Here is a 12608-nt window from a genome sequence, read left to right on the forward strand (position 1 = left end):
TATTTTACTAAGCACTAATGCCTTATGACTTTTTACTATATATTTTAAAATCAACAGCTAAAGAGAACAAACTATTCTTTCCCTAAATATCTAAACCTATTAGTCGTCTTTCTCTAGAAAGGAGGTGTTCCAGCCGCACCTTCCGGTACGGCTACCTTGTTACGACTTAGCCCTAGTTACCGATTTTACCCTAGGCCGCTCCTTGCGGTGACGGACTTCAGGCACTCCCAGCTTCCATGGCTTGACGGGCGGTGTGTACAAGGCCCGGGAACGTATTCACCGGATCATGGCTGATATCCGATTACTAGCGATTCCAGCTTCACGGAGTCGAGTTGCAGACTCCGATCCGAACTGAGACCGGTTTTAAGGATTCGCTCCACCTCACGGTGTGGCTGCCCTCTGTACCGGCCATTGTAGCACGTGTGTAGCCCAGGACGTAAGGGCCGTGATGATTTGACGTCATCCCCACCTTCCTCACGGTTTGCACCGGCAGTCTTGTTAGAGTTCCCATCTTTACATGCTGGCAACTAACAACAGGGGTTGCGCTCGTTATAGGACTTAACCTGACACCTCACGGCACGAGCTGACGACAACCATGCAGCACCTTGTAAGCAGTCCGAAGAAAAGTCTATCTCTAAACTATGCAGCCTACATTTAAGCCCTGGTAAGGTTCCTCGCGTATCATCGAATTAAACCACATGCTCCACCGCTTGTGCGGGCCCCCGTCAATTCCTTTGAGTTTCATTCTTGCGAACGTACTCCCCAGGTGGGATACTTATCACTTTCGCTTAGCCACTCAGCCGAAGCCGAACAGCTAGTATCCATCGTTTACGGCGTGGACTACCGGGGTATCTAATCCCGTTCGCTCCCCACGCTTTCGTCCATCAGTGTCAGTACATTATTAGTGATCTGCCTTCGCAATTGGTATTCTATGTAATATCTATGCATTTCACCGCTACACTACATATTCTAACCACTTCATAATGACTCAAGACTAGCAGTATCAAAGGCAGTTCTACAGTTAAGCTGCAGGATTTCACCTCTGACTGACCAGTCCACCTACGGACCCTTTAAACCCAATGATTCCGGATAACGCTTGCATCCTCCGTATTACCGCGGCTGCTGGCACGGAGTTAGCCGATGCTTATTCTTACGGTACCGTCAAGCTCCTACACGTAGGAGTGTTTCTTCCCGTACAAAAGCAGTTTACAACCCATAGGGCAGTCTTCCTGCACGCGGCATGGCTGGATCAGGCTTCCGCCCATTGTCCAATATTCCTCACTGCTGCCTCCCGTAGGAGTCTGGTCCGTGTCTCAGTACCAGTGTGGGGGATCCCCCTCTCAGGGCCCCTACCTATCGTTGCCTTGGTATGCCGTTACCATACCAACTAGCTAATAGGACGCATGCCCATCTCTTACCGTAACCTTTAATCTAAAACTGATGCCAGTTCTAAATACTATGGGGTATTAATCTCCGTTTCCAGAGGCTATCCCCCAGTAAGAGGTAGGTTGCATACGCGTTACGCACCCGTGCGCCACTCGTCAGCAGAAAAGCAAGCTTTTCCCTGTTACCGTTCGACTTGCATGTGTTAGGCCTGCCGCTAGCGTTCATCCTGAGCCAGGATCAAACTCTTCATTGTTAAATTTTTAAGTCTCTTAAGACTTGTCTTTATTAACAACTAATAGAATATCAAGTTCTCAAAATGGTCTATTCTCTTGTCTGTAACAACCGTTTCCAATTGTTACTTACGCTGTCGATTTCAATATGTCTATGAACTTATTTTTTTCGCTCCTAAACGCGTTTCCTTGTTTAGCGGGTGCAAATATAAAACCCTTTTTTTTTACCCACAATACTTTTTAAATATTTTTTTTAGAAAATCTTTTTAACCGCATTTTCCTTAAACCAATACCTAATTGTGAACATCGCATAACTGAAAATTACTCCCCCGTTTTGCGGGTGCAAACATAATACCTATTTCCCATTATACAAGAACTTTTTTAACCTTTTTTTTGACGCTTTTCTCTCAAAATCCCTAAAACCTTATTATCAATTACTTACACCAATAAAAAAATTATATAATACAAAATACAACGCCTAAAAGTAAATAGTTTTGACAATGAAAATGATTAAAAATACACTCCTTCTTATTAATACTACACAAAATGCTTAAGGTTTAAGACTATTGATAAATGACTGTTGACCGATGTTTAAATAGTTTTACAAACCTGTATATTCAGATAACTATCAACTATCATAAATTAGAACCTACCCAAGTTATTGATCACAACGCTTCTACTTGGCTCAGAATAAACTTATTTTTTTGATATGCAAAAAGACTTTAAAAATTGGAAAAAATATCAACCCTATAAGATAGTGCAGTATGCGCGCTAAATTATCTATAAACCAACGTCATATTAAACTTTACATAAAGAAATTCCAAACGACCCCGAAACGAACCACAAAATCTCTATACGGGTAATTAGGAGCAGAATAATAATTGTAACCTGTAAATGCAGAATTGAAATGCTCTGCTTTCAAAAACAGACGAGTTTGCCTAATTTTAGCATTAATAAAAAAATCTAAGCGCGGGAAACCACCAAATTCTTCATCGTTCTGCACATAGAATTCTGCCAATAGAGGGTTATAGGCATTCATGTAATATTCTGTAAAATAATTAAGGGTAATACCTGTTTGCAAATACATGGCTTTTTTGAACAGGTGACTTGAAAAGTAAAATGTGTTTCTGGTAATGAGCTCTGGTACATTAATACTGTTGTTATCATCTTGTACATTTTGGTACATGATTGTGTTGTTTAGTGCAAATTTACCAACTCTAATTTCATTTTCTAACTTCGCCCTAAGGTATGTTATAGTTCCATTATTTTGAAAAGGTCTTATTTGATAAGGTTCAACGGTAGTTTGGTCTTCTGCGAAATACACATAATCGCTTATTGTATTTAGATCTACAGTAATATTAGCCAACTGCTTGTACCTTAACTGAAATGCGAGTTGCTGTGTTTCTGTATTATTAAAGTTATTCTGCCAGTTATAAAGCTTATAATTACTTTGATATAGTAAGGTATTATAATTTGGTGCTTTAGAACTGTGGTTTAAGGATGCCGAAGCTTCAATATCTTCGTTTAAATTAAAAGTAGCCTTAGCCTTAATAAAGTTTCCTTCAAAGTCGCCCGAAATATTTAAACCAAACTCACCGTCTAATTCAAAGCCTTTATATTGTTTTCGATATTTACCCCCTACCGAAAAAATATTTCCTTTTAACCTATTTGTTATAGTGGTATTATCTTCAAGAATAACCACTTGATTATAACCATAATTGTAATTGTTACTAATTACGTTAAATTGCAAGTCGCCTAAAATATTATTGCTATAATTTACATACACCTTATTATAAAAATTCTCTAAGGTGGCTCTGTCTTTTATTCTAGAGGTCACAAAAGCATCACCAAAGTAACTAGTTAAGCTTGAGGTTTGATCAAACTGGAAATATTTATCTTCAAAAGACAAAATATGTCCTAGTTTAATAGCATTTTTAGAAAGTGAGTCTTTTTTAATAAGCTGATAATCATGCTCTATATGAAATCGCTTTCCTAAGAGGATACTTTCTGCATTCTCAAAAGCTGGATTAAAAATAGACCTATCAATATATTCTGGTGCACCAGATTCAAAAAAATCTATTTCGGCATCTCTTAAACCTCCGTTTTCTTGATTCATCAAATCTTGAGTAACTATGTGCCCCTTGACATTATATTTGTTATTCTTTGTATGGTAATTTGATGTAAATCTAAAGTTACCTGTGCTTGTTAAAATATGTTGATATTTTCCTAAAGATCGCAACCCTTTATAAGCAATAGAAAAATTAAATTCTGGAGATGTATTAATGGTAATAAATGAATCTACTAATTGTCCCTGCTCAAAAGCCGTTTTAAAAAACAACTCTGTTAAGGGCGTTGGAACTCTATAGTAGTTAATATCTTCAATTTCGAAGTAATTAAAATGTCTAGCCCTAGCTCCAAAATTTGGCATTAAACCAGTATTTTGAAAATTAAAGGTTTGTTTATTGTAGGTTTGACCTAAGTTAGAAAATGGCATTAGTCCAAAATTATCCCTTCTTAGGTAATTGAATTTATACTCTTTTTGAATGGTTAAAGTGGTATCTACGTATGTGGTATCACTTTGATGAGAAAAAATCAAGTAATCTTTAATACTGGCTTTCTCTTCATTTTCACTTTCTTGAATTTGCTGTGACCTATTTGGGGTTGCCGTTTTATTTATTGGAGCCCCCACCCCTCCAGGAGTAACAAAACCACCCGGTTTTTTTTTTTGTGCGTTTGTAAAAGTAAATATACATATGAATAAACACGCCAAGACTCCTTTTATAATTTTGAGCCTTCTACTTTGTTGAAAAATTTTTGGCATGTTGCTCATATGGGATAATAAAGATTATTCTTTAAGTATTTGTTCTTTTTTCAAGTAGCAAAAGTAATTATTTGAACGTAAAGTGTCTCTAAATATTTTAAATAAAGAAAGCCAGCTTTGTAAGCTGGCTTTCTTTGTAAATATAAACAAGAATATTTACTTTGAGTTAGTCATGTACAAACATGATAATATTATTAATAAAATCCAAAAATTCTGATAAAAAACATAGAGAAAACTGATAACTAGCAGGTTTAAAATTTAAATAAATAATAAAAAAACACGCGATTTTAAACAAACACTTTGTGTTTTATCAAAAAAACCACAAGAGACTTAAATTAATCACAGAATTTAGATAAAAAAACAAAATTACTATGCTCACATAAAAAAACAAAAATTAAAAAATTATAGCTTTGTCCAATTAAGAATATAAATGTTACTTAATAATCATACAGATTTCCTATTGGAATGCGGCACCGATGAGGCTGGACGTGGGTGTCTTGCGGGTCCGGTTACAGCAGCTGCTGTTATTCTGCCAAAAGATTTTAAAAACACCCTTTTGAACGATTCCAAGCAATTAACTGAAAAGAAACGCCATTTACTTAAATCTGTTGTTGAATCTGACTGTATAACTTTTGGAGTTGCCCATGTTTTTCAAGAAAAAATTGACAGTATCAATATTTTAAATGCTTCAATTTTGGCTATGCATAAATCTATTGAAACATTGCAGATACAACCCGAATATATAATAGTGGATGGAAATAAATTTAAACCTTATAAAAAAATCCCTTTTCAAACTATAATCAAAGGTGATGGTAAATACTTGAGCATTGCCGCAGCTTCTGTATTAGCGAAGACCTATAGAGATGAATATATGAATAAAATTCATAAAGAATTCCCAATGTATAATTGGAAAAAAAATAAAGGCTACCCAACAAAAGAGCATAGAGAAGCCATTAAAAAATTTGGAATCACAAAATATCACCGGAAATCTTTCAAATTATTGCCCGAACAGCTAAAGCTGGATTTATAAGTTACCTTTAAATAAGTTATTTATCTTTACGGAAAATTAATCTATTAATGAAACCCTGTCTATTAACCCTCTTATTTTCACTTATCCTTTTTAGTTGCTCTAACCCCAAAACCAAACGCACCGAACTCATTGACTTTGCCCCCGAAAATGCATCGGTAATTGTAACAACTTCAAATTTTGAAAGTTTTAAAAATACCATAACCAATAACGATTTTTTAAAAAGACTTTCTAAGAGTTCAAATTACCAAAAATTGGAGCATATTTTAGAAAATACTTCGCTTATAAAACCACTAGATAATATTTTAATATGCTTTTCAAAAGACACAAAAGACAGTCTTCAATTTACCGTTATTACAAAATATTATTCTGAATTATTAAAAACAGATTCCTTAAAAAATTACAGTGAAGAGAGTTTAAATTACAAAAACCAAACCGTTTTAAAATCCACATTAAATAATCAACCGTTTTACAGTACGATTATTGACAGCACCTTTTTCGCTTCATCTTCAAAAGACATTTTAGATAACGTTTTTAATAAGAGTGAAATTAACACCGATTTAAAAAAAGCATACAGTACGTTTAACAAAAATAAAACGTGTTCTGTTATTATAAAATCAAATTCTCCTTTTATAAATAACATTACCAACCAGAAAAGCCTCAAACTAAACAATTTCACTGAATACATTGCCTTTGATGTTGAGGCTAACCAAAATGAAATTATATTAAATGGTATAACCAAAGCTACTGATTCACTTAGAAATGTTATTGATCTTTTTAAAAACACCATTCCACAAGAAAACAAAACACAATATATTACCCCTTCAAACAGCGATGGTTTTATAAGTTTTACTTTTGATAATTTTAAAACTTTAGCTAGTAACTTATTACCTTTTAATAAAAAAGACTCCACGTATATAAGCCCCAGTTTGTTTAATGATATCATTGAAATTGGAATTATATATCAAGACAGAGAACAGGCTATTGTTTTGAATTCTATTGACAACATTGCCACAAAAGACGCTCTAACAGGGAACGAAAACATTATGAGCTCTTATCGAGAAGTTGATATTTTTAATTTTGATGACCCCCTGATATTCTCTAAAACCTTTACACCTCTTGTATCATTCAACAATGCCAATTTGTACTGTGTTATTGACAGTTTTTTTGTGTTTGCAGATTCTATTGAATTACTTCAAAGCATAATTGCAAACTATCAAAATAAAACTACCCTGAGCGAGCGTTACTATTTTAAAAACATTAAAGAACATTTGAGTGATGAATCTTCAATGTTGTGTGTTTATAACCCTTCTTATTTGAATAAAATTATAAATGAAAACTTAGAAGATGATTTAGATTTTAAATTAGACAAGTACCACACTTCTGCGCTTCAATTTATTTACGACCATAATTTTGCCCATGTAAATGGTGTTATTAAAAAGAGTAAATCAAACGCCGTATCTAATTCAATTTCCGAAGAGTTCAGCATTAAACTAGATACCGATATTTTAAATCAACCTCAGTTTGTAACTAATCACATTACCAAACAAAAGGAAATAGTAGTACAAGACATAAATAACAACCTATATTTAATTTCCAACCAAGGAAAAATTATTTGGAAAAAGAAGCTTCAAGGGCCTGTTTTAGGTAATATTAATCAAATAGATATCTATAAAAACGGTAGGCTGCAATTATGCTTTGCAACATCAAACAGACTTTATGTAATTGATAGAAATGGAAAAGATGTAGCTCCTTTTCCAGGTAAATTTAATGATAAAATCACCCAACCTCTATCTGTTTTTGACTATGACAAAAAGAAGAATTACAGGCTATTAGTTACTCAAGGAAAAAACCTACTAATGTATGATGTAAGAGCAAAACTTGTTAACGGTTTTGTATTTAAATCTGCCAATGATTATATTATTTCACAACCAAAACATTTTAGAATAGGTAGTAAAGACTATTTAACTTTTAAGACTAAAAACAAGCTTTACATACTAGACAGAACAGGGCGATCTCGAGTAACACCTAGAACAAATGGAAACTTTTCAAGTCAGTCCGTTTTCCTTTATAATAACCAGTTTACAACCACAACAGCAGATGGTAATTTATATTCAGTTAAAACAAATGGCGATGTGTCATTAAAAAACATAGGGCTTACTGAAAACCATTATTTAACTACTACCAGTAAAACATTAGTAGCCTTAAACGAAAATAAACTTACTATTAAAACAAAGACTTCAGAACTTGATTTTGGTGATTACACAGAACCCTTAATTTTCTACATAAATGACAAAATCTATGTAACGGTAACTGATAAGCAATCTCATAAAGTTTATTTGTTTGATAGTTTATCTAAAATGATTCCTAATTTCCCAGTTTATGGAAATTCATTGATAGCATTAGATAACATTGACCAAGACCAAAACCTTGAGTTTGTAACCAAAGGCGAGAATAACTCTGTAATTTTATATCAGATTAACTAATCTTTTAAAGATATTTGTTTAAAAATAGTTGCGTTAAGAAAACTAATTTTTATCTTTAACCCAGCTATTAACCAGATATTTACAACTATTCATACCAAAAATTTTAATTTTTGGCTGCTTCATCTTTTTAGTAGCTTTTAAATATAAGTCATTTTAAAAATATATATAATCCCAAGTCCTCAAATCTCGAGCGTCAAAGCATTCTGCTTTGGCGCTTTTTTTATGGTTTTATTTATTGAAATTATTACTATTGTATAACCAAAACACACATTATGATATCAAAGAAAAATGCCTCAATCTCAAAATTTATCATCCATAAGGTTGGTAACAAATTTAACGATACAAAAAATGCGTTTTCTGAAAAAATAGTTGATTTTGATGAGGCCACTTATGACTTAATACTCTCCTTTTTACTAAGGCCTTTTAGTAGCGTGGTTCAAAGTTACAGGTTTAATCATCATGCCAACATAAACCTAAATGAAATAAATAGTTATAGTTCACAAATTTTTGATGATGATGAAGCTTTTGTTCAAGTTTCAAAACACATTGTTACTCATTTGTTTGAACAATCAACGTCTGCAAACATTAAAACTGGCGATGTTTTAGTGGTTCTTTTTGAAGGCATCGCGTTTAATGATATTACCACCAACGCTCTAGGCATTTTTAAAATTGAAAATAAGGTTAATTTCTTTCAAACATATCTAGAGAATAACAGTTACGATGTATTGGTTCAAAAAGGTATTAACTCTAAAAAGGTTGATAAAGGCTGTTTAATTTTAAACCAAACCGATACAGAGGGTAATATTATTTTTAGTGTAGACAATAATAATTACGATGCCCAATACTGGATAAGCCAATTTTTAAACATTAAATATGCCAATGATTCCAATAGCCACACTCAACAATATATTGAACTTTGTAAAGATTTTTCTTCAGACATTTTAAAAACCAGTTATGGCATTCAAAAACAAAATACGTTTTTAGCAAAAACCATAGACTTTTTTAAAGAAAACGAAGTAGTTAATATTGAACGGTTTAAAGACGAACTTTTTGAGGAAGACAAGCATAAAACAGAATTTGAACAATACAAGAAAAGTTTTGAAGCTGAACACAACCTTGTTATTAGAAATCAGTTTGATGTTGTAGAACGTGTATTAAACAAGGAGAAGAAAAAAATAAAAACCGACATTACGTTAGACACCAACATTCAAATAAAACTGGATATTGATGCCCCAGATGCTTCCGCTGAATATTTGGAGAGAGGTTATGATGAAACAAAGAAAATGCATTATTACAAAGTGTTTTTTAATGCAGAAAACTAAGTGTTTAGCAATTAAATAGTACATTTGAGTACATTAAACCTGTAAAATATGTCAAAAACCATCTCCACCAGAAAATACAATACCGCATTAAAAAAACTTCATACAGAGTTAGTTCATCTACAAGAATGGGTAAAAAAAGAAGGGTTAAAAGTTGTAATTGTTTTTGAAGGAAGAGATGCATCAGGTAAAGGAGGAACCATTAAACGTTTCACAGAACCTTTAAATCCTCGTATTTGTAAAGTGGTAGCCTTGGGAGTTCCTACAGAAAAAGAAAAAACTCAATGGTATTTTCAACGTTATATCTATCACTTGCCTCATGCCGGACAAATTGTTTTGTTTGACAGAAGCTGGTATAATAGAGCTGGTGTTGAAAAGGTGATGGGATTCTGCACCCAGGATGAATATGAAGAGTTTTTACGTTCATGTCCAGAGTTTGAACGTATGTTAGTACGCTCTGGAATTATTCTTTTAAAATATTGGTTTTCTGTAAGTGATGAAGAACAAGAAAAACGTTTTAAAAACCGCATAAATAACCCATTAAAACGTTGGAAGTTTAGCCCCATGGACTTAGAATCTCGCTCTAGATGGCTGGAATACTCCAAAGCTAAGGATGAAATGTTTGCCCATACTGACACCAAACAAGTGCCATGGTATGTTGTTAACTCTGACAATAAAAAGCGAGCACGTTTAAATTGTATCAGCCATGTTTTAAGTATGATTCCTTATAAAAAGATGGATATTGAACCTATTGAGCTACCTGAACTTTCTGACAAAGATGCTTATATACGCCCGCCCTTAGATTATCAAACGTTTATTCCTGAAAAGTATTAAGTTAATCCCTAATTAATGGCATAGTTGTACACCGAAGTAAGCCTTCTTGCTTACCTATTTCAGCATACGGAACCTCTTCAACGGTAAAACCTTGCTTACGCAACCAATTATTTAACCTAGTAAAGTTCTGCTCAGAAATAATAACATCCTCTGAAATTGAAAAAATATTACTATACATATCATACATTTCATCCTGAGTGATTTCAAACATATTTTCTTTACCAAAAAAGTTAACCAACCATTCATAATCACTTTCAATTAAAAAACCGTTTTTATGAATAATAGCTTTACCCTTTCCAATAGGTTGAAAGCAACAATCTAAATGCAATGCATTTTCTTTAGGATTCGTGTTAGATTTCCGTAATTCAAAGGCTTTTATCTTTTTATGAGGAAATAACTCTTGAATAGCATTAACTGCCTGTATATTGGTTCTTGCAGTAATTATGTTTGGGTAATCTTTACCTGTGTAGGTGCCTATAAAAATATAATCGTTCCATGGCATTACATCACCCCCTTCAACATGGCACTCCTTTGGCAAAATAATTCTGTTCTTTTTTTCTATCTTATTCCATACATATCTAATAGCTTCAATTTCTTTATCTCTATTAGGCAGTATGTTAGCTTTAATGACCTTATCCTCAATCACAAAAGCAATATCTCTAGAAAAAATCTGGTTACAATCTTTCAAAACATCAGGTCTGTAAACGGTAACATCGTATTTTTTAAAAACTTCAGCAACTGCTTCCATTTCTAAAATCATGTCTTCTTCTTTCGGATACGTTCCAGCTATTACATGTTGAATACTTTTAGGGTCATAACATTCTTCAACTTTAGGGGTTGGCCCACAACTTTTAGCTGTTCCTAAAACCACAGCTCTTAACCTAGATGTTTCATTTTGAATGTTAAGTTGCATATAAAGCTCAAAAAAAAAAAATTAGATTCTAAAGTTTCAAAACTAATGATAAAAAAGTTGACTTTTGGAATTTACATAAAAATAACTCGGTAAAAAGAAAAGCTTCATAGAAAAACTATGAAGCTTAATATTTATAAAAAAAATTAAATTTTATCTTTCCTCTATTGGCACAAAAGATCTTTTGGTTGCTCCTATATAAAGTTGTCTTGGTCTACCAATAGGCTCTTTACGTAAACGCATTTCTCGCCATTGAGCAATCCAACCAGGTAAACGCCCTATAGCAAACATTACCGTAAACATTTCAACAGGTATTTCCATAGCTCTGTAAATGATACCTGAATAAAAATCTACATTAGGATATAATTTTCTATCAACAAAATATTGATCTTCTAAGGCTTCTTTTTCTAAACCTTTAGCAATTTCTAAAATAGGATCTTCAATTCCTAAGTCATGTAATACTTGATCTGCTGCCTTTTTAATGATTCTAGCTCTGGGGTCGAAATTTTTATAAACTCGATGTCCAAATCCCATTAAACGGAATGGATCTGATTTATCTTTGGCTTTAGCCATGTATTTTTTTGTATCTCCGCCATCAGCTTCAATAGCCTTAAGCATTTCCAAAACTGCTTGGTTAGCTCCTCCATGTAGTGGTCCCCATAATGCAGAAATTCCAGCTGATATTGAAGCAAACAAACCTGCATGAGAGGATCCAACTATCCTAACAGTAGATGTTGAACAGTTTTGCTCATGGTCTGCGTGTAAAATTAATAACTTATCCATTGCATTCACTAGAACAGGGTTTTGAACGTAGCAGCTATTTGGTCTTGAAAACATCATTTTTAAAAGGTTTTCAACATACCCTAGGGAATTATCACCATAATCTAAGGGTAATCCTTGCTTTTTGCGCATAGTCCATGCTACTAATACAGGCATTTTCCCTAAAATGCGCACCACAGATTTATACATGTCTTCCTCTGAATTTACGTTAACCGAGGAGGGATTAAATGCTGTTAGTGCACTTGTTAAAGAAGAGATAACACCCATTGGATGCGCTGCCTTTGGGAAAGCATCTAGTATTTTCTTTACATCTTCATCTACTGCAGACTCTTTCTTGATATCATTATGAAACTTATCACTCTGTTCTTTGGTAGGCAACTCACCAAAAATCAATAAATATGCTACCTCTAAGAAATCTGCTTTTTCCGCTAATTCTTCAATTGCATAACCTCTGTATCTTAATATTCCCTTTTCACCATCCAGAAAAGTAATAGCACTTTCGCAAGATCCTGTATTTTTATACCCAGAATCTAAAGTGATATAACCATTTGTTGAAGTTCTAAGGTTTTTAATATCTATTGCAACTTCATTTTCCGTCCCTTCAACTAAAGGAAATTCATATTTTTTACCTTCTATTTCTAAGGTTGCAGTTTTTGCCATAAGTTCAAGTAAATTTATTTTGTTTAAGCGGAGCGCTAAATTACAAAAAAAGGCCTTATTATTAAAGTTTATCAATAATGATATTAGATAAATTAGGCATATTCAAAATTGATAGCAAATAAATAAAGTGATTATTAAAAAAATAATCACTTTAT

At 33.3% G+C, this 12608-nt stretch carries 7 protein-coding genes and 1 rRNA gene; 4 read left to right on the plus strand and 4 right to left on the minus strand.

Translation table 11 applies throughout. The features are described from left to right. Window positions 1-117 precede the first annotated feature (117 nt). Both E1J38_RS12640 and E1J38_RS12645 read right to left on the minus strand, forming a co-directional pair. Window positions 118-1639, minus strand: a 16S ribosomal RNA gene (locus E1J38_RS12640). A gap of 782 nt (window positions 1640-2421) precedes the next feature. Beyond that, window positions 2422-4386, minus strand: a complete 1965-nt coding sequence (locus E1J38_RS12645; RefSeq protein ID WP_255449890.1) for a putative porin — start codon at window positions 4384-4386, stop codon at window positions 2422-2424. 481 nt (window positions 4387-4867) lie between these two features. Between E1J38_RS12645 and rnhB the strand changes: the two genes are divergently transcribed. The 4 genes from rnhB to ppk2 all read left to right on the plus strand — a co-directional run bounded on the left by rnhB (window position 4868) and on the right by ppk2 (window position 10103). Next, on the plus strand, window positions 4868-5467 hold the full coding sequence (gene rnhB, locus E1J38_RS12650) for a ribonuclease HII (RefSeq protein ID WP_133357219.1): 600 nt from the start codon (window positions 4868-4870) through the stop codon (window positions 5465-5467). Between the two features lie 47 nt (window positions 5468-5514). After that, window positions 5515-7950 carry a ribonuclease HII gene (locus tag E1J38_RS12655; RefSeq protein ID WP_133357220.1) on the plus strand — a complete coding sequence of 812 codons (2436 nt, stop codon included), beginning with the start codon at window positions 5515-5517 and terminating at the stop codon, window positions 7948-7950. Between the two features lie 272 nt (window positions 7951-8222). Next, window positions 8223-9272: a nucleoid-associated protein gene (locus E1J38_RS12660; RefSeq protein ID WP_133357221.1), complete on the plus strand. Its 1050-nt coding sequence runs from the start codon at window positions 8223-8225 to the stop codon at window positions 9270-9272. Between the two features lie 48 nt (window positions 9273-9320). Beyond that, window positions 9321-10103, plus strand: a complete 783-nt coding sequence (gene ppk2 / locus E1J38_RS12665) for a polyphosphate kinase 2 (protein ID WP_133357222.1) — start codon at window positions 9321-9323, stop codon at window positions 10101-10103. 1 nt (window position 10104) lies between these two features. Here the strand turns inward: ppk2 and E1J38_RS12670 are convergent, their stop codons facing one another. Beyond that, window positions 10105-11016, minus strand: a complete 912-nt coding sequence (locus E1J38_RS12670) for a dimethylarginine dimethylaminohydrolase family protein (RefSeq protein ID WP_133357223.1) — start codon at window positions 11014-11016, stop codon at window positions 10105-10107. A gap of 150 nt (window positions 11017-11166) precedes the next feature. Next, complete coding sequence (locus E1J38_RS12675; protein WP_133357224.1) at window positions 11167-12453, minus strand: citrate synthase; 1287 nt, start codon at window positions 12451-12453, stop codon at window positions 11167-11169. Between the last annotated feature and the right edge of the window lie 155 nt (window positions 12454-12608).

The organism is Seonamhaeicola sediminis (genome assembly GCF_004358095.2).
In the GTDB taxonomy this organism is placed as follows: domain Bacteria; phylum Bacteroidota; class Bacteroidia; order Flavobacteriales; family Flavobacteriaceae; genus Seonamhaeicola; species Seonamhaeicola sediminis.

Excerpts from the sequence above, each read along its gene's own strand:
- rnhB (WP_133357219.1), top strand. The coding sequence starts at position 4,868 with ATGTTACTTAATAATCATACAGATTTCCTATTGGAATGCGGCACCGAT.
- E1J38_RS12655 (WP_133357220.1), top strand. The coding sequence starts at position 5,515 with ATGAAACCCTGTCTATTAACCCTCTTATTTTCACTTATCCTTTTTAGT.
- E1J38_RS12660 (WP_133357221.1), top strand. The coding sequence starts at position 8,223 with ATGATATCAAAGAAAAATGCCTCAATCTCAAAATTTATCATCCATAAG.
- ppk2 (WP_133357222.1), top strand. The coding sequence starts at position 9,321 with ATGTCAAAAACCATCTCCACCAGAAAATACAATACCGCATTAAAAAAA.
- E1J38_RS12670 (WP_133357223.1), bottom strand. The coding sequence starts at position 11,016 with ATGCAACTTAACATTCAAAATGAAACATCTAGGTTAAGAGCTGTGGTT.
- E1J38_RS12675 (WP_133357224.1), bottom strand. The coding sequence starts at position 12,453 with ATGGCAAAAACTGCAACCTTAGAAATAGAAGGTAAAAAATATGAATTT.